The sequence below is a fragment of the Desulfovibrio aminophilus DSM 12254 genome, assembly GCF_000422565.1.
In the GTDB taxonomy this organism is placed as follows: domain Bacteria; phylum Desulfobacterota; class Desulfovibrionia; order Desulfovibrionales; family Desulfovibrionaceae; genus Aminidesulfovibrio; species Aminidesulfovibrio aminophilus.
The window spans coordinates 66,847-82,649 of the sequence record NZ_AUMA01000017.1 but is presented as its reverse complement, the minus strand read 5'-3'; the positions used below and the strand labels follow the sequence as shown (position 1 = coordinate 82,649).

The window sequence follows — 15,803 nt, the reverse complement described above, 5'->3', positions numbered from 1 at the left end:
GTGGGAGGAGGCATGGGAGTCTGAGCGTATGGAGGATGAGCGCCGCCGCGCCGCGCAGGCCGTGCTGGGGGGAGAGCATCGGATGTGTCCTTTTTGTGGTGGATGCGGCTGTCTGGAGTCCACGCAATTTGGCCGCCCTGTCATGTATTGGGTGGCGTGTGGGGGGTGCGGGGCGAGTGCAGGAGCCTACTCCTCTAGGGAGTCCGCGTGGGCTGCCTGGGATCATGGGAGTGCTGTATGACCGCGCGCCTCACCCCCCAGGCCCTGGAGGCCGAGCAGGCCGTGCTGGGCGGCGTGTTCCTTCGTCCGGACGCGCTCAACAGCCTGGTGGACCATGTGGGCCCGGAGGATTTCTATTCTCCGGCCCACGCGGCCATCTTCAAGAGCTTCCTGCGCCTGGCCGAGCAGAGCAAGCCAGTGGACCTGGTCACGGTCACGGAGGCCCTCAAGCAGTCCGGCGACCTGGATAAGGTGGGCGGCCCGGTGTACCTGGCGGAGCTTGCCGACTCCCCGGTGAGCGCGGCCAACGCCCTGTTCCATGCCCGCATCGTACGCGACAAGTCGGTCCTGCGCCGCCTCATCGACGTGTCCAGCGGGATCATCTCGGCCTGCTACGAGGCCCGGGACGTGGACGCCCTGCTGGACGCCTCGGAGAAGCAGATCTTCGAGATCGCCGAGGCGAAGGTCCAAAAGACTTATTGGGCGGCAAAGCCCCTGGTGGACCGGGTCTTTGACCAGTTGGAGGCGCGGTTCGCCTCCAAAAGCGCCGTAACCGGCATCCCGAGCGGCTACCACGCCCTGGACCATATGACCGCCGGGCTCCAACCCTCTGACCTCATCATCGTGGCCGGTCGGCCGAGCATGGGCAAGACGGCCTTCGCCCTGAACCTGGCCCTGCGCGCGGCGGTGAAGTCCGAGGTGGCCACGGCGGTCTTCTCCCTGGAAATGAGCATGGAACAGCTCATGACCCGCCTCCTGGCCTGCCAGGGCCGCGTGGAGTTGGGCCGGATGCGCAGCGGCTTCCTGGACGACGCGGACTGGGCCAAGCTCTCAGAGGCCGCCGACGTGCTCGGCAAGGCCCCCATCTTCATCGACGACACCCCGGCCCTGTCCACCCTGGAGCTGCGCGCCCGCTGCCGACGCCTCAAGGCCGAGCACAAGCTGGGGCTGGTGGTCGTGGACTACCTCCAGCTCATGCGCTCCAGCCGCAACATCGACTCGCGTGAGCAGGAGATTTCGGACATCTCGCGCAACCTGAAGGCCCTGGCCAAGGAGCTGAACATCCCGGTCATCGCCCTGTCGCAGCTCAACCGCAAGGTGGAGGAGCGCACGAACAAGCGCCCCATGCTCTCGGATTTGCGCGAGTCCGGGGCCATCGAACAGGACGCCGACGTGATCGTGTTCCTGTACCGGGACGAGTTCTACAATAAGAAAGACGACAACCCGAAGGCTGGGATCGCCGAGGTCATCATCGGCAAGCAGCGCAACGGCCCCGTGGGCGAGGTGGAGCTGGCCTTCCTGAAGAAGTACACCGCGTTTGAGAACTTGAGCCAAGGTGGGGCGGTGTGAGTGATAACACATCAAGATTATTGGCTTTTTGCCTTCTACTTGCTATAGTCCATGGTCAATGGTCGGTGGTGGCGCTGATCGCCGCGCTCGCGGTGGTTATTCCTGGGGAGTAGTTCGCGCACGCGCGCGTAGCAAAGCTGGTGCCAGAGGCGCGATGTGGGGGTGGGCTCATTCTCAAGTTACTTGCAACAAATTCTCATTTTGACTGTCTGCTCACACCTCCAGAGGAGAACCCTGGTTAGGAATAGGTTAGGAAAATGAAAAAGGGCTTGGAGAGATTTTCTCCAAGCCCTTCATCTTTCTGGTAGCGGGGGCAGGATTTGAACCTACGACCTTCGGGTTATGAGCCCGACGAGCTACCGTACTGCTCCACCCCGCGTCACGTGAGAAAGTGGTAATTAGGCGTGTCGGCCGAGTTTGTCAACTCCATATTTACATCCTGGGCGAAATTCCGTATCCCTGTCCGGTCATGCAGCCCCACATGCTCTCCATCGTCCTGCCGGTCTTCAATGAAGAGGACAACCTGGAACCGCTCCTGGCCGAGATCCGCCAGGCGGCTCCAGGCTTCGGCCGTCCCTGGGAGGTCGTCATGGTGGACGACGCCAGCACGGACGGCAGTCTGGGCGTCATCCAGCGTCTGGCCTCGGCCCAACCCGAGGTGCGCTATCTGGCCTTCGCCGAGAACCGGGGGCAGTCGGCGGCCTTCTGCGCGGGCTTCGACGCAGCCGTCGGCGAGATCATCGTGACCCTGGACGCCGACGGCCAGAACGACCCCGCGGACATCCCGAAGCTGCTCCAGCTGTTCGACGCCGGGGCCGACATGGCCATCGGCTGGCGGCTCAAGCGCCGCGACAGCTTCATGAAGCGCATCGCCTCCAGGATCGGCAATGGAGTGCGCAACCGTCTGACCCGGGAGACCGTGCGCGACACCGGCTGTTCGCTGAAGATCATGCGCGCGGAGATGGCCCGCCGCCTGCCGCGCTTCAAGGGCATGCACCGCTTCCTGCCCACCCTGATGAAGATGCAGGGCGCGCGGGTGGAGGAAGCCCCCGTGAACCACCGGCCGCGTCTCAAGGGCGTCTCCAAGTACGGCACCTGGGACCGGGCCGTGGCCGGACTCTACGACCTGTTCGGCGTACGCTGGCTCCAGAAGCGCAGCTTTCTTTACTCCATCCGCGAAAAGAGCGATTGATCCGGGAGGCCCGATGGCTCTGCCCGAATACTGGTGGCTCCTGGTTCCGGCCTGTCTGGGCCAGGCCCTCTTCTTTCTTCGGCCGGACGCGTTCCGGCGGACCCCCCTGAAGGCCCCGGTCTGGGCTCTCGCCGGACTCTGCTGCGGCGGGGCGGCTGGATTGGCCTATGGCCTGGTTCAGTCCGACCCCGTGCTTCTGGCCGGTCAGCTCATCGTCCTGGCGGGCGTGGCCGTGGGAACGCGCCGGACAGTCCGGCGGGCGGAGGATCGGAAATCGTGAGCGTCAACCGGCGGGATCGCCAGACTTTTCTCAAACCCCTGCTCAAGGGGTTGGCCATGCTGGCCCTCATGGGCCTCGCGGTCTGGGCCTTGCGCTGGGCGGGAGAGCAGGGCGTGCTCAGCGATCGGCAGTGGTTCGACGCCCACATCCGCGACCACGGCGCGGCCGGGGTGCTCCTATACGTGGCCGTCGCCGGGGTGCTCACGGCCCTGGGCGTGCCGCGCCAGTTCCTCTGCTTCATCGGCGGATACATCTACGGCTTCTGGTGGGGATTGGCCCTGGCCACCGTGGGCTCGGGCCTGGGCTGCGGCCTGGCCGTGGGCTTCGCGCGTTTTTTCGCCCGCGATTTCGTGGCCCACCGCTTCAAGGGGAGGGTGGCCAAGGTGGACGCCTTCCTGCGCCGCGACCCGTTGCGCATGGCCCTGATCATCCGGCTGCTGCCATTGGGCAGCAACCTCGTCACCAATCTTCTGGCCGGAGTGAGCAGCATCCCGGTCCGGCCGTTCCTCGCCGGATCGGTGCTGGGCTATCTGCCGCAAACCGCCGTGTTCGCGCTCTTCGGCAGCGGCGTGAACGTCAGCTCCATGGCCCAGATCGGACTCAGCGTGGCCCTGTTCCTGCTGGCCACGATCCTGGGCGTGAGCATGTACCGCCGCCATCGGAGCGAAGTCGCCGAGGCGGTGGAGGAGGGAGAGGGCTAGACGGCGGATGGCGGGCGCAGGCGCGCGGGCAGACGACTCCATACCTGCCAGACGATGAGCGCCACCACGACCCCCAGCAACCAGCCCGCCAGCACGTCGGTCGGATAGTGCTTGCCAAGGTAGACCCGCGACCAGCCCACCAGCAGCGGCAGCAGGCCGAGCCAGGGCCGGGTCCGAGGCCAGAGAAGCATGGCCAGCACGGCCAGGGTCATGGAGTTGGCGGCGTGGGCCGAAGGATAGGAAGAACCGTTTTCCTTGGTCTGGATGAAGTCCGGGGGGCGGGTTTTCCAGTCGCCGTTTTCCTGGTAGAAGGCCCCGGGAAGGGCGTTCAGGGGGCGGACTCGCAGCACACGGTCCTTGATCTGGCCGCAGGCAAGGTCGGAGAGCCCCATGCCCGCCAGGAGCACCAGAAAGAGCGCGATCTGCCGTGGCCCGGCGCGCCGCACGGCCCATGCCAGACAGACGGCCATGAGGACGAACAGCGCCGCCCGCGAGGAAAAGACCGGCAGCGCGACGTCCAGCGCGGGAGAGCGCAGGGTCTGGTTCAGAAGAACGAAAAGGTCCAGGTCGGCGGCCGTGGTATGGAAAAGCATGGTCCCTCGATCTCACGGATGGAATGTCTTTGTATACGGTGCAATGCCGCCGGGGGCAACCGGCTTTGGCGATGACTGAAACTCCCGCCCTCCTGCGGCGGGCCGTGATGCGTGGAGCATGAGCGTGGCGAACGCGCGGTTGGCCGTGGTCATGCCTCGGATGAGCTCCTACGGGGGGGCGGAAGGCTTCGGCCTGCGCCTGGCCGGGGCCCTGGCCGGGGCGGGCCATGCCGTGGACTTCATCTGCGCCCGCCAGGAAGTCGAGGCTCCGCAAGGGGTCCGCGTGATCCGCGTGGGCCGCTTCGGTCCGTTCAAGGCCCTCAAGACCCTCTGGTTCACCCTGGCCGCAGGAGCCGCAATCCGGCGCGGCCGCTACGATCTCGTCTTCGGGCTGGGCAAGACCCTCTCCCAGGACATCCTGCGCATCGGCGGCGGGCCGCTGCCCGTGTTCTGGCGTCTGTCCAAGCTGGCTTGGCGGCCGGGCTGGCCCCGGACCATGAAGATGCTCCGCCGCCGCCTCTCCCCGGCCAACTGGCTCTCCATGGCCATCGAGGCCCGGCAGGCCCGCTCGGCGCGGGTTGTCGTCTGTGTCTCGACCCTGGTGCGGGACTGGCTGCTGGAGGCCCACCCCGAACTGGCCCGAAGCGACGTGCGGGTCATCTACAACCGCCCCGATCTCTCCCGTTTCCACGTCCTGGACGAAGAGGGCCGCGCGCGGCTGCGGGCCCGCGAGGGCCTGGAGCCGGAACAGGTGGTGATCGCCACGGCGGCCACGAATTTCGCCCTCAAGGGCATCGCTCCCCTGTTGCGGGCTCTGGCCCTGTTGCCGGAACGCTTCGTCTTGCGCGTGGCCGGCGGCCGGGGCGCGGGACACTACCTGCAACTGGCCCGCGAACTTGGGGTGGAGGATCGGGTGCGCTTCCTGGGACGGGTGGAGGACATGCCCGGATTCTACAATGCCGCGGACGTCTTTTGCCTGGCCACCTATTACGACGCCTGCTCCAATGCCGTTCTGGAGGCCCTTGCCTGTGGTTGCCGCACGGTTTCCAGCCGTTTCAACGGCAGCGCGGCCTTTTTGCCGTCCGACAAGGTTTTCGATGACCCCGGCGATCACGCCGCCCTGGCCCGCCTGCTGGAGCGGGTGGCTGGGGAGCCCCGTCCCGGGGAGTTCGTCTGGCCCGACGACGTGGCCTGCGGCCTGGACCCCTATCTGGCCCTGACCGACGAATGCCTGCGGGGGAAAAGTCAACAAGGCGCCTGAGCGCCGGCACCCTATGACCCTGGACATCCTGTTTCTGACCCAATCGGGCGAGACGCTCCCCAGCGTCCGCTTCCGCGTCCTGCCGCTGGTGGCCGACGGCTCCGCCCGAGGCCTCGCCGTGGACTGGCGGCCTGTCCCGAAATTTTTCCTCCGCCGACTGTTCTGGCTCGCCCGCCTGCCCCGAAGTACGGTCGTGGTCGTACAGAAGAAGCTCTTCTCGACTCTCGAACTTGCCGTGCTCCGCAAGCGTTGCGACCGGCTGGCCTTCGATTACGACGACGCCCTCTGGGCCGCACATCCCGGCGAGAGCCCCAGCCCGGCCTCGACGCGCCGCCTGCGCAAGGCCCGCAAGCGTTTCGCCCGGATGATCCCGGCGGTGGACGTGGTCCTGGCCGCCAGTGCGCATCTGGCCGGGGAGGCGCGTAAGTTGCGGCCGGAAGTTGTCGTGGCTCCGACGCCCATCGACACCGAGGTCTACACTCCGCCCGCGTCCCGGCCGGCCCCGGCCGACGGCCGCCCCCTGGTGGGCTGGATGGGCGCGGCCTGGGAGCTTTCCGCCCTGGGCGAAGTCTTGAAGAGCCTGGAGCCGCATTCCGAGCGTCTGCGCCTGAACGTGGTGGCCGAACGCCGTTTCGCCGAGAAGTGCAGAACCTTGGCCGACCTTGTCGCCTGGTCACCGGAGGACGAGGTGGCCCTGCTCCGGGAGATGGACATCGGGCTTCACCCCCTGGACGCCGACGAGTACCGGCGGGGCAAGTGCGGCTTCCGGCTTCTCCGCTGCATGGCCTGCGGCGTGGTGCCCGTGGCCTCGGCCGTCGGGGTCAACCTGGAGATTGTGGAGCACGGCCGGGACGGCTTTCTGGTGGAGCGCCCCGAGCAGTGGGCCGAGTACGTGTTGCGCCTGGCCGACGACCCCGGCCTGCGCGCGGACATGGCCCGCCAAGCCCGGGAAAAGGTCGAGCGGCTCTATCGCCGCGGGGTTTTCGCCGAGCACTATTGGGCTGCGTTGGGATTCCTTGATGAGTGAACCAATGCTATTAGATTACAGTGTATTGTGTCGGCAGTGAAAGAATGGAGCGGCCCACGCCGCAGCCGGTTTTTGTTGATCTGATCGGTTTTGGCGGGTATGGCATCCCGGAACCGCTTCCCGGAGCGGGAAATACCGAAAGGAGAGACACCCATGGAACGTGCGCCCGTGGTCCTTCTGGACCGTGACGGCACCATCATCGTCGAGCGGCATTACCTCTCCGATCCCGCGCAGGTGGAGCTTCTGCCCCGCGCGGCCGAGGGTCTTCTGCGTCTCCGCCGGGCCGGGTGCAAGCTGGCCGTGATCACCAACCAGTCCGGCGTGGGCCGGGGCATGTTCAGTCTGGAGACGCTCCAGCGCATCCACGGCCGCATGCTGGAACTTCTCCTGGCCGAGGGCGTGGAGATCGAGGGGATCTTCTTCTGCCCGCATACCCCCGAAGACCGTTGCGACTGCCGCAAACCGCTGCCCGGGCTCATCGAGCAGGCCGCCGAGGCTCTGGGGTTCCGCCCGTCGGAATGCTTCGTCATCGGCGACAAGCCGTGCGACGTGGAGCTGGGACAGGCCGTGGGCGCGCGAACCATCCTGGTCAGGTCGGGATACGGCGCGGCCGTGGAGTCCGCCGGGCAGTGTTCGCCGGATCACGTGGCCGACGATTTGGCCAAGGCCGCGAGGATCATCGAGGAGAGCCTGATCGCCGGGGGCTGTCCCCAATCGTGACCCGAGGCGGGCCGCTTCTTCTCAGACGGCCAGCATTCGGCGGAAGTAGTCCACTGTCTTCACCAAGCCTCGCTCCAGGGGCACGCTCGGGCGCCAGCCCAGAACACCCTCGGCTAGGCCGATGTCCGGCTTGCGCTGCATGGGGTCGTCGTGGGGCAGGGGCTCGAAGACGACCTCCGAGCGCGAACCGGTCATCGAGATGACCTTGCGGGCCAGTTCCAGGATGGTGAACTCCCCGGGATTGCCCAGGTTCACCGGACCCGTGAATTCGTCGCCCGAGCCCATCAGCCGCACCAGTCCGTCCACGAGGTCGTCCACGTAGCAGAAGGAGCGTGTCTGGGAGCCGTCGCCGTAGACCGTGATGGGCTTCCCCTGAAGGGCCTGGACGATGAAGTTGGAGACCACCCGGCCGTCGTTGAGGGCCATGTTCGGGCCGTAGGTGTTGAATATGCGGGCCACCTTGATGCTCAGCCGGTGCTGGCGGTGGTAGTCGAAGAAGAGGGTCTCGGCGCAACGCTTGCCCTCGTCGTAGCAGGCCCGGGGTCCGATGGGGTTGACGTTGCCCCAGTAACTTTCGCGTTGGGGATGCTCGACGGGGTCGCCGTAGACCTCGGAGGTCGAGGCCTGGAGGATTTTGGCCTTGATGCGCTTCGCCAGGCCGAGCATGTTGATGGCCCCATGCACCGAGGTTTTGGTGGTCTGCACCGGGTCGAACTGGTAGTGGATGGGCGAGGCCGGGCAGGCCAAGTTGTAGATTTCGTCCACCTCCACGTAGAGCGGGAAGGTGATGTCGTGGCGCAGCAGCTCGAAGTAGGGGTTGTGCAGCAGCGGAACGACGTTTTCCTTACGCCCGGTGAAAAAGTTGTCCGCGCAAAGCACCTCGCAGCCTTCTTCCAAAAGGCGGGCGCAGAGATGGGATCCGATGAAGCCCGAGCCGCCGGTGACGAGAATCCGTTTGCGCATGGCCGTCCTTCCCATTCGATGGTTGACGCTTTTCGTCAGGCCCGCATATAGAGGAAATCCTTGGGCCGCGCAAGGCGCGCCGGTCTTGACGGTTTGTCTGTACAGGCTTAGACCCATGCCCAGATTGCTCCGCCGCTGAACGGTTTCCGCACGCCAGCGGGCCGGATGGCGAGCACGAGAGGTGAGCGTGAACGTATTCATCACCTACGGCCTGGAAGGGGCCCGGGAGGCCCGGGGCCTGACCGTGGTCATCGACGTGTTCCGTGCCTTCACCACGGCCTGCTTCGTGGCCGCCTCGGGCGGCGAGATCCTGGCCGTCGCCGGAGAGGACGACGCGCGGGCCCTGGCCAAGTCGTTGCCCGGTGCGGCGCTCATGGGCGAACGCGACTGCATCCCCCTGCCGGGGTTCGATTACGGCAACTCTCCGGCCCTGGTGGAAAACGAGGACTTCGGCGGACGCCGGGTGGTCTTCACCACCAGCGCGGGCACCCAGGGCCTGGCCGCCGCCGCGTCGGCCGACGAGATCGTCACCGGCTCCTTCGTCAACGCCCGGGCCGTGGTCGAGCACATCCGCGCGCGCGGGCCCGAGATCGTGACCCTGGTGGCTCTCGGGGAGGCCGGAGTTCTGCCGAGCCCCGAGGACAGCATGTGCGCCATCTACATCAAGAACGAGCTGGACGGCTTCCCCAACAGCTTCAAGACCCTGGCCGGCTATCTGCCGACCGTCCCGAGCGCGGCCAAGTTCCATGACCCGGCGAAGGACTACGCCCCGCCGCGCGACCTGGAACTCTGTCTGGATCTGGATCGCTTCGACTTCGTCCTGCGCGCCGAGCCCGATCCCCGGGGCGGCTTTCTGCTCGTCCGGTCCGCGCCGGGCGCTTCGGCCTGAGGCCGGAACCGGAGACCGCGTGTCCGACCATCCACTGGAAATTCTCATCGTCGACGACACCCCCATGAATCTGGTCGTGCTCGAGCACATGCTCAAGCGCGGGGACATCTCCATCCGCACGGCCCAGGACGGGCAGCAGGCGCTGGAGATGGTCGCGGCGCACGATTTCGCCCTGATCCTCCTGGACGTGCAGATGCCGGGCCTCAATGGCTACGACACCGCCAGGGCCATCAAGGAGTCGCCCCGGGGGGCCGGTGTGCCGATCATTTTCGTCACTTCCATCTTCCAGGACCCGGAGAACGTGCGCCGCGGCTACGAGGTGGGGGCCGTGGACTATCTCTTCCGGCCGGTGGACGCCCAGATGCTGCGGAGCAAGGTCAACGTGTTCATCGACCTGCATCGCCAGAAGGCCCTGCTGGAGGCCGAGATCGCTCAGCGCCGCCGCACCGAGGAAGCCCTTCGCCGGGCCGAGGAGAAATACCGGACCATTTTCGAACGGGCCGTGGAGGGCATCTTCCAGTGCGACATGGAGGGCACCTTCCTGGAGGTCAACCCTGCCACCGCGCGGCTTTTGGGCTACGACACGCCTTCCGAGCTGGTGGGGCGGCCGGGCATGGGCCTGGACATCCTCGTGGACAACGAGGAGCGCCGGACCTACCTGGAGAATCTGCTGCGCGACGGCGTAGTGGCCAACCGTGAGTATCAGATACGGCGCAGCGATGGGGAGCACCTCTGGGTCTCGGAGAGTTCCCGGCTGGTGGAGGGCCCCGATGGCGAACGACTCATCGAGGGTGTGCTCGAGGATACCACCGAGAGCAAGAAGAGCGCCCTGGACCTGCATTACCGGGCCACCTATGACGGTTTGACCAACATCCCCAACCGCCTGCTCTTTTTCGACCGCCTGGAACACGCCCTGGCGAGGGCCAAGCGCTACGGTTATGGTCTGGCCGTGCTCTTTTTGGACCTGGACGGATTCAAATCCGTGAACGACAACTTCGGCCACCGCGCGGGCGACGAACTGCTGCTTCAGACGGCGGGGCGCCTGCGCCGTCGCGTGCGGGCCTCGGACACCCTGGCGCGGCTGGGAGGCGACGAGTTCGGCGTTCTGTTGGAGCGGGTCACGGAGCTGGACAGCGTGACCCAGGCGGCCGAGAACATGATCGCCGCCCTGGCCGAACCCTTCCGGATCGGCGCCGCGGAGTTTCACATCGGCGTCTCCGTCGGGGTGAGCCTCTTCCCCGGCGACGCCGAGGACGCCAGCAGCTTGGTCAGCCGGGCCGACGCGGCCATGTATGCGGCGAAAAAGGGCGGCGGCAACCGTCCGGCGTTCGCCGGTTCGATCCCCTGTTGACGGCCGCATGAGGGAAAAGGGGCAACCCCTTGCCGCGTCCCCCGAATTTCCCCTGATTTCCCCCTCTGATTCTCTGTTTTTCTCCCGTCGTTTTTGAAAAAAAGGGGTTGACGTCCCCTTTGAATTGGGGCAAATAAAAAGCCACTTTTCCAACCACTGTGACTGTGTCTCTTTTCTGATACATTGATGCTACATCCGCAAGGAAGGGTGGCTTATGGTCTTTAATTGGCTGCATCTCGCCATTATTTTGTTCTTGATCGTCGGCATCCTTTTTGCCGCGGGCCCGTTGATTCTGGCGTCGCTTATTTCCCCGAGGGCCAGGGGGGGCGACATGGGCATGCCGTATGAGTGCGGCATGAAGCCTTTCGGCAGTTCCTGGACGCAGTTCGGCGTCAACTACTATGTCTACGCGCTCATTTTCCTGGCCTTCGACGTCGACGTGCTCTATCTCTTCCCGGTGGCCGTCCATTATCACTTGGCCGAGGGTTGGCTTGCCTTTGTCAAGGTCTTCATCTTTTTGACCTTCCTCGGTCTCTCCATCGTCTATTTCTGGGCAAAAGGGGTGTTCACATGGCCGCACAAGATTCGGCTGTAGTCGTCAAGCCGGAGTGCCTCACCGCCGGCGGAGCGCGCATCGATCCGCCGATCATCAAGGTGGAAGCCGTCCAGAACATTCTGGACGTCTGTCGGGCCATGTCCTTGTGGCCCATGACCTTCGGCCTTGCCTGCTGCGCCATTGAAATGATGGCCGTCGGCATGGCCCGCTTCGACATCTCCCGTTTCGGGGCCGAGGTCTTCCGCCCGTCCCCGCGTCAGTCCGACCTCATGATCGTGGCCGGCACCGTGACCAAGAAGATGGCCCCGGCCGTGGTCCGTCTCTATGAGCAGATGCCCGCGCCCAAATACGTCATGGCGCTCGGCAACTGCGCCATCTCCGGCGGCCCGTTCCGGTTCAAGGGCCAGTACGGCATCGTCGAGGGCGTGGACAACCTCATCCCGGTGGACGTCTACGTCCCGGGCTGCCCGCCCCGCCCCGAGGGGCTGCTGGAAGGCCTCTTCGAGATCCAGAAGAAGATGACCGGCCGCCGCTGGTGGCCCAATCCGGTTCAAGGAGCGGTCAAATGATGGAGACCGTGTTCGACCAGTTGTCCACCCAGTGCGTGGCCAAGTGCGACTACGCCAAGACCGGCCTTCACTGGTCCGTTTTCCTGTCCGCCTCCGAGATCGTCCGGGCCGCCAAGTGCCTCTATAAGGAAGAGTGCTTCCTGGAGGACATCACGGCCATCGACGTCAAGGAAGGCTACCTCGTCGTCTACCGCTTCAATCACATGGACCGTCCGTGCCGCGTGGCCCTGCGGGTGCTCGTGTCCCACGCGGACCCCAAGCTGCCGTCCATCGCGAACGTCTTCCATGGCGCGGAATGGCACGAGCGCGAAACCCATGATTTCTACGGCATCGAGTTCAGCGGCAACCCCAACTTGGTGCCCCTGCTTCTGCCCGCGGACCTGGACGCGCATCCCCTTCAGAAGGAGGAGGGAGCCCGCGCCGGGTTAGCGGATCTGCTGACCCCCTGCGAGGTGCTGCGGGCCGAACCGGGTTTCGACCTCCTGACCCCCAAGGCCGAGGAAGAAGGCAAGAAGGCCAAGACCGCCGGCGCCGAGGCGACCGGGGCCTGACAGGCCGAAAGGACCAACGGGAGCGACGATGCGTAACGAAAAACTGGATCTGGTGACGGGTGATTTCTACACCCAGAATTTCCAGAAGGGCGCCCGCGAGAACACGCTCATCCTGAACCTGGGGCCTCAGCACCCGTCCACCCACGGCGTGCTGCGGGTTCTGCTGGAACTGGACGGCGAGTATGTGCTGCGGGCCGAGCCGGTGCTAGGCTATCTGCACCGGATGCACGAGAAGATGGCCGAGGTGAAGACCCTGGTCCAGTACATGCCCAACATGGGGCGCGTGGACTACGGCCATCCCTTGGCCTGGAACTGGGCCTTCGCCGGGGCCGCCGAGCGCCTGGGCGGCATCGAGGTGCCCGAGCGGGCCGAGTTCATCCGGGTCATCTCCACGGAGCTCAACCGCATCACCTCGCACCTGCTCTGGTGGGGCGCCTACATCCTGGACCTCGGCGCGTTCTCTCCAATCATGTACGCCTTTGATGACCGCGAACGGCTCCTGGACATGCTCCAGATCCTCACCGGTTCGCGGTTGACCTACAGCTCCTTCCGCATCGGCGGTGTCTGCGCGGACATCAACGACAAGTTCATCGAGCTCTGCAAGGACTTCATCCCCTACATGCGCGGCCGCCTGCCCATGTACAAGGCGCTCGTCACCGACAACATCATCCTGCGCAAGCGCGTCGAGGAGATCGGCGTCTTCGACCAGGACATGATCCGCCGTTACGGCGCCACCGGCCCGGTGGCCCGCGGTTCGGGGATCGATTACGACGTGCGCCGGGCCGAGCCGTATTCCGTCTATGACCGCTTCGACTGGCAGGTGCCGGTGTACCAGAAGGGCGACGCTATGGCCCGCTACCTGGTGCGTCTGGACGAGATCGAACAGAGCTTGCGCATCGTGGAGCAGGCCCTGGCCCAGCTCCCCGAGGGCAAGATCATCGTGGACAAGGCGCCCAAGTACTCCTGGAAGGCGCCCAAGGGCGAGGCCTGTTTCCCCGTGGAGGGCGGACGCGGCCTGATCGCCGTGCACGTCATCAGCGACGGCGGCAAGACTCCCTACAAGATCAAGCTGCGGGCTCCGGGCTTCTCCAACCTGAGCCTGTTCGCCGAAGCCTCCCGGGGCACGCTGCTGGCCGACTCCGTGGCCATTCTCGGCAGCCTGGACCTGATCATTCCCGAGATCGACAGGTAGGAGCACATGAACGGAATCGCCGTAGAACTCATCCGCATCGTCGTGGGCCTGGTGGTTGTGGCCGCCTTCGTGGGCCTCAGCGCCATAGTGCTTGTCTACGCCGAGCGCAAGATCGCCGGTCATGTGCAGCGCCGCCCAGGCCCGTTCGAGGTCGGGCCGCACGGCATTCTCCAGGCCGTGGCGGACGCGCTCAAACTCATCGGCAAGCAACTCGTCATGCCGACGAACGCTGATCCATTCCTTTATTGGATGGCTCCGGTGCTCGCCTTTTTCCCGGTTCTCCTCCTTTACCTCCCCCTCCCGTTTGGTCCTGTACTTACGGTTTGGGAGGTGAACCTGGGCATCCTGCTCATCCTTGCATTCGCGGGTTTCAACGTCCTGGCCCTGCTTCTGGCCGGATGGGCCTCCAACAACAAATACGGTCTTCTGGGCGCCGGACGCGCCGTGGCCCAGTCCGTGGCCTACGAGATTCCCCTCCTGTTGTCGGTTTTGGCCATCGCTTTTCAGTTTGGCACCCTGAACCTCTCTACCCTTGTAGAACAGCAGGGCTCTTGGCCGTGGCAGTGGAACTTCGTCAAACAGCCTATCGCATTTTTGCTCTACGTGGTCTGCGCCTTTGCTGAAACGAACCGTGCTCCCTTCGACCTCCCCGAGGCCGAGTCCGAACTGACCGCCGGTTTCCATACTGAATATTCAGGTATGGGGTTCGGCATGTTCTTCCTGGCGGAATACGCCAACATGATTGTCGTTTCAGGCGTCTGCGCGGCGCTCTTTTTGGGCGGTTGGAAGGGCCCCGGGGCAGACGGCTTCTGGTGGTATCTGACGAAGGTCTTCGGCATGGTGGCCTTCATGATGTGGGTCCGCTGGACCTATCCCCGCATCCGTTTCGACCAGTTGCTGAACATCAACTGGAAGTGGCTCTTGCCCCTGGCGACCCTCAATCTTCTGGGCACCGCCTTCCTCATGAAGGTCTTCTAGGGCGGTGGAGGCGAAATGAATCCCATCAAGAAATTCTTCCGGTCCATCGCCGATCTCTGGAGCCTCATCGTGGGTCTTCAGATCACCGGCAAGTACTTCTGCCAGAAGCACGTGACCGTGCACTATCCCCGCAAGGAGATCGACCCGGAGATCAACAAGACCTACCGCGGGCACATCGAGCTGGTGGCCAGTCCCAAGGATCCCGCCAAGCCCAAGTGCATCTCCTGCCTGATGTGCGTCTCGGCCTGCCCGAGCGGCTGCATCACCGTGGTCAAGTCCAAGCCGCCCAAGCTCTCCCCCGAGGAGGAGCAGGCCATCAAGGACGCCGAGGCGAGGGGCGAGAAGGTCAAGAAGCCGTCGGCTCCCAAGGAGCCGTCCCAGTGGAAGTACGATTTCAGCCTGTGCAGCCTGTGCGGCACCTGCATCGAGGCCTGCGCGGTTGATTCCATCCGGTTCTCCCACGAGTTGTATGTGGTCGGCACCAGCAGGAACGACTTCAAGTACGATCTGCTGGCCCGGCTCAGGAGCCAGGCCGAGAAGAGCGGCCATCCGGCCGAGTCCAAGCCCGAAGCCGAGACCAAAGAGGCGTAAGATGGAAGTGTTGGCGAAAGTCGCGTTCGCGGTCTACGCCCTGATCATTCTGGGCGGAGCCGTGCTGGCCGTGGGCAGCAGCAGCCTCGTGCGGGCCCTGGTGGGGCTCGTCGTCACGCTCTTCGGCGTGGCGGGCATGTACCTGCTGCTGAACACCCCCTTCATGGCCTTCATGCAGTTGCTCATCTACGTGGGCGCGGTCTGCGTGCTCATCTTCTTCGCCGTGATGCTCACCCGGGCCCACGGCGAGGGCGAGGAGGCCGAACCCGCCCCCGTGAAGCAGTACCTCTATGCGCTGCTGGCCGGTCTGGCCCCGGCGGCGATCCTCTCCTGGCTGCTCATGAAGCATCCTGCGGCCTCCAAGGCCGTGCCGCTGGAGGTGCCCATCGTCGAACTGGGCAAGGGGCTCCTGGAACAGTACTTCCTGGCCTTTGAACTCATTTCCGTGGTGCTTCTGGTGGCCATGTCCGGGGCCGTGCTCCTGGCTTGGGAGAGGAGGGAGAAGAAATGAGCGCCCTGACGCTGTATCAACTTGTCGCCCTCATGCTCCTGGTGGCGGGCCTGTACGGCATCGTCCAGCGCCGGAGCCTAGTTGGCATGCTCATCGCGGTGGAGCTGATGCTCAACGGCGCGGGCCTGTCCATCGTGGCGGCGGCCCAGCTCACCGAGGCCAACGCGGTCCTGGGGCAGCTCGGTACGCTCCTGGTCATGGGTTTGGCGGCGGCCGAGGCCACTCTGGCCCTGGCCATCATCGTAGTGGTTTCGCGCCGCTTCGGCACGACCAAAACCAGCGCAGTCTCCAGCCTGAAGGAATAGCGCC

At 65.1% G+C, this 15,803-nt stretch carries 20 protein-coding genes and 1 tRNA gene; 18 read left to right on the top strand and 3 right to left on the bottom strand.

What is annotated here, in order from left to right:
* Positions 1-28 precede the first annotated feature (28 nt).
* Positions 29-241: a Lar family restriction alleviation protein gene (locus tag H587_RS21400; protein WP_156904531.1), complete on the top strand. Its 213-nt coding sequence runs from the start codon at positions 29-31 to the stop codon at positions 239-241.
* Entirely contained in the window at positions 238-1,569 is a 1,332-nt protein-coding gene (dnaB, locus tag H587_RS18340; RefSeq protein WP_051202710.1) for a replicative DNA helicase, read from the top strand. Before H587_RS21400 ends, dnaB begins: the two co-directional genes overlap by 4 nt.
* Before the next feature lie 302 nt (positions 1,570-1,871).
* Here the strand turns inward: dnaB and H587_RS0111460 are convergent.
* Positions 1,872-1,948: transfer RNA gene (locus H587_RS0111460), tRNA-Met, on the bottom strand.
* Positions 1,949-2,050: 102 nt separating this feature from the next.
* Here H587_RS0111460 and H587_RS0111455 point away from each other — a divergent pair.
* Genes H587_RS0111455 through H587_RS0111445 form a run of 3 tightly spaced genes read left to right on the top strand, consistent with a single transcriptional unit; the run spans position 2,051 to position 3,742 of the window.
* Positions 2,051-2,761, top strand: coding sequence for a glycosyltransferase family 2 protein (locus H587_RS0111455; protein ID WP_245560872.1), 711 nt, complete (start codon positions 2,051-2,053; stop codon positions 2,759-2,761).
* 13 nt (positions 2,762-2,774) lie between these two features.
* Positions 2,775-3,041: a hypothetical protein gene (locus H587_RS18335; RefSeq protein WP_034609264.1), complete on the top strand. Its 267-nt coding sequence runs from the start codon at positions 2,775-2,777 to the stop codon at positions 3,039-3,041.
* A complete protein-coding gene (locus tag H587_RS0111445) occupies positions 3,038-3,742 on the top strand; it encodes a TVP38/TMEM64 family protein (protein WP_027176395.1) in 705 nt (234 codons plus the stop codon). The genes H587_RS18335 and H587_RS0111445 overlap by 4 nt, the downstream gene beginning before the upstream one ends.
* On the opposite strand, the gene H587_RS0111440 is transcribed toward H587_RS0111445, so the two are convergent.
* Positions 3,739-4,335: a phosphatase PAP2 family protein gene (locus H587_RS0111440; protein WP_027176394.1), complete on the bottom strand. Its 597-nt coding sequence runs from the start codon at positions 4,333-4,335 to the stop codon at positions 3,739-3,741. The genes H587_RS0111445 and H587_RS0111440 overlap by 4 nt on opposite strands.
* Before the next feature lie 118 nt (positions 4,336-4,453).
* On the opposite strand from H587_RS0111440, the gene H587_RS0111435 reads away from it, so the two are divergent.
* The 3 genes from H587_RS0111435 to H587_RS0111425 all read left to right on the top strand — a co-directional run bounded on the left by H587_RS0111435 (position 4,454) and on the right by H587_RS0111425 (position 7,343).
* Positions 4,454-5,596: a glycosyltransferase family 4 protein gene (locus tag H587_RS0111435; RefSeq protein WP_027176393.1), complete on the top strand. Its 1,143-nt coding sequence runs from the start codon at positions 4,454-4,456 to the stop codon at positions 5,594-5,596.
* A gap of 13 nt (positions 5,597-5,609) precedes the next feature.
* Positions 5,610-6,623 carry a glycosyltransferase family 4 protein gene (locus tag H587_RS0111430; protein ID WP_027176392.1) on the top strand — a complete coding sequence of 338 codons (1,014 nt, stop codon included), beginning with the start codon at positions 5,610-5,612 and terminating at the stop codon, positions 6,621-6,623.
* A 153-nt stretch (positions 6,624-6,776) separates the two neighbouring features.
* On the top strand, positions 6,777-7,343 hold the full coding sequence (locus H587_RS0111425; protein ID WP_027176391.1) for a D-glycero-alpha-D-manno-heptose-1,7-bisphosphate 7-phosphatase: 567 nt from the start codon (positions 6,777-6,779) through the stop codon (positions 7,341-7,343).
* A gap of 21 nt (positions 7,344-7,364) precedes the next feature.
* On the opposite strand, the gene H587_RS0111420 is transcribed toward H587_RS0111425, so the two are convergent.
* Positions 7,365-8,306 carry a UDP-glucuronic acid decarboxylase family protein gene (locus tag H587_RS0111420; protein WP_027176390.1) on the bottom strand — a complete coding sequence of 314 codons (942 nt, stop codon included), beginning with the start codon at positions 8,304-8,306 and terminating at the stop codon, positions 7,365-7,367.
* 187 nt (positions 8,307-8,493) lie between these two features.
* On the opposite strand from H587_RS0111420, the gene H587_RS0111415 reads away from it, so the two are divergent.
* The 10 genes from H587_RS0111415 (at position 8,494) to nuoK (ending at position 15,799) form a co-directional block, all read left to right on the top strand.
* Positions 8,494-9,195 carry a 2-phosphosulfolactate phosphatase gene (locus tag H587_RS0111415; RefSeq protein ID WP_027176389.1) on the top strand — a complete coding sequence of 234 codons (702 nt, stop codon included), beginning with the start codon at positions 8,494-8,496 and terminating at the stop codon, positions 9,193-9,195.
* Between the two features lie 19 nt (positions 9,196-9,214).
* Positions 9,215-10,546, top strand: a complete 1,332-nt coding sequence (locus H587_RS0111410) for a GGDEF domain-containing response regulator (protein WP_027176388.1) — start codon at positions 9,215-9,217, stop codon at positions 10,544-10,546.
* Positions 10,547-10,760: 214 nt separating this feature from the next.
* Positions 10,761-11,141 carry an NADH-quinone oxidoreductase subunit A gene (locus H587_RS0111400; RefSeq protein ID WP_027176387.1) on the top strand — a complete coding sequence of 127 codons (381 nt, stop codon included), beginning with the start codon at positions 10,761-10,763 and terminating at the stop codon, positions 11,139-11,141.
* Complete coding sequence (locus H587_RS0111395) at positions 11,117-11,671, top strand: NADH-quinone oxidoreductase subunit B (protein WP_027176386.1); 555 nt, start codon at positions 11,117-11,119, stop codon at positions 11,669-11,671. Before H587_RS0111400 ends, H587_RS0111395 begins: the two co-directional genes overlap by 25 nt.
* A complete protein-coding gene (locus H587_RS18330) occupies positions 11,668-12,222 on the top strand; it encodes an NADH-quinone oxidoreductase subunit C (RefSeq protein WP_034609262.1) in 555 nt (184 codons plus the stop codon). The genes H587_RS0111395 and H587_RS18330 overlap by 4 nt, the downstream gene beginning before the upstream one ends.
* Before the next feature lie 28 nt (positions 12,223-12,250).
* Positions 12,251-13,414, top strand: a complete 1,164-nt coding sequence (locus H587_RS0111385; RefSeq protein ID WP_027176385.1) for an NADH-quinone oxidoreductase subunit D — start codon at positions 12,251-12,253, stop codon at positions 13,412-13,414.
* Positions 13,415-13,420: 6 nt separating this feature from the next.
* Positions 13,421-14,392, top strand: a complete 972-nt coding sequence (nuoH, locus tag H587_RS0111380) for an NADH-quinone oxidoreductase subunit NuoH (protein ID WP_027176384.1) — start codon at positions 13,421-13,423, stop codon at positions 14,390-14,392.
* Between the two features lie 15 nt (positions 14,393-14,407).
* A complete protein-coding gene (locus H587_RS0111375) occupies positions 14,408-14,983 on the top strand; it encodes a 4Fe-4S dicluster domain-containing protein (RefSeq protein ID WP_027176383.1) in 576 nt (191 codons plus the stop codon).
* 1 nt (position 14,984) lies between these two features.
* Positions 14,985-15,494, top strand: a complete 510-nt coding sequence (locus tag H587_RS0111370) for an NADH-quinone oxidoreductase subunit J family protein (protein WP_027176382.1) — start codon at positions 14,985-14,987, stop codon at positions 15,492-15,494.
* A complete protein-coding gene (nuoK, locus tag H587_RS0111365) occupies positions 15,491-15,799 on the top strand; it encodes an NADH-quinone oxidoreductase subunit NuoK (protein ID WP_027176381.1) in 309 nt (102 codons plus the stop codon). The genes H587_RS0111370 and nuoK overlap by 4 nt, the downstream gene beginning before the upstream one ends.
* Positions 15,800-15,803 lie beyond the last annotated feature (4 nt).

Excerpts from the sequence above, each read along its gene's own strand:
- H587_RS21400 (WP_156904531.1), top strand. The coding sequence starts at position 29 with ATGGAGGATGAGCGCCGCCGCGCCGCGCAGGCCGTGCTGGGGGGAGAG.
- dnaB (WP_051202710.1), top strand. The coding sequence starts at position 238 with ATGACCGCGCGCCTCACCCCCCAGGCCCTGGAGGCCGAGCAGGCCGTG.
- H587_RS0111455 (WP_245560872.1), top strand. The coding sequence starts at position 2,051 with ATGCTCTCCATCGTCCTGCCGGTCTTCAATGAAGAGGACAACCTGGAA.
- H587_RS18335 (WP_034609264.1), top strand. The coding sequence starts at position 2,775 with ATGGCTCTGCCCGAATACTGGTGGCTCCTGGTTCCGGCCTGTCTGGGC.
- H587_RS0111440 (WP_027176394.1), bottom strand. The coding sequence starts at position 4,335 with ATGCTTTTCCATACCACGGCCGCCGACCTGGACCTTTTCGTTCTTCTG.
- H587_RS0111435 (WP_027176393.1), top strand. The coding sequence starts at position 4,454 with ATGAGCGTGGCGAACGCGCGGTTGGCCGTGGTCATGCCTCGGATGAGC.
- H587_RS0111430 (WP_027176392.1), top strand. The coding sequence starts at position 5,610 with ATGACCCTGGACATCCTGTTTCTGACCCAATCGGGCGAGACGCTCCCC.
- H587_RS0111425 (WP_027176391.1), top strand. The coding sequence starts at position 6,777 with ATGGAACGTGCGCCCGTGGTCCTTCTGGACCGTGACGGCACCATCATC.
- H587_RS0111420 (WP_027176390.1), bottom strand. The coding sequence starts at position 8,306 with ATGCGCAAACGGATTCTCGTCACCGGCGGCTCGGGCTTCATCGGATCC.
- H587_RS0111400 (WP_027176387.1), top strand. The coding sequence starts at position 10,761 with ATGGTCTTTAATTGGCTGCATCTCGCCATTATTTTGTTCTTGATCGTC.
- H587_RS0111395 (WP_027176386.1), top strand. The coding sequence starts at position 11,117 with ATGGCCGCACAAGATTCGGCTGTAGTCGTCAAGCCGGAGTGCCTCACC.
- H587_RS18330 (WP_034609262.1), top strand. The coding sequence starts at position 11,668 with ATGATGGAGACCGTGTTCGACCAGTTGTCCACCCAGTGCGTGGCCAAG.
- H587_RS0111385 (WP_027176385.1), top strand. The coding sequence starts at position 12,251 with ATGCGTAACGAAAAACTGGATCTGGTGACGGGTGATTTCTACACCCAG.
- nuoH (WP_027176384.1), top strand. The coding sequence starts at position 13,421 with ATGAACGGAATCGCCGTAGAACTCATCCGCATCGTCGTGGGCCTGGTG.
- H587_RS0111375 (WP_027176383.1), top strand. The coding sequence starts at position 14,408 with ATGAATCCCATCAAGAAATTCTTCCGGTCCATCGCCGATCTCTGGAGC.
- H587_RS0111370 (WP_027176382.1), top strand. The coding sequence starts at position 14,985 with ATGGAAGTGTTGGCGAAAGTCGCGTTCGCGGTCTACGCCCTGATCATT.
- nuoK (WP_027176381.1), top strand. The coding sequence starts at position 15,491 with ATGAGCGCCCTGACGCTGTATCAACTTGTCGCCCTCATGCTCCTGGTG.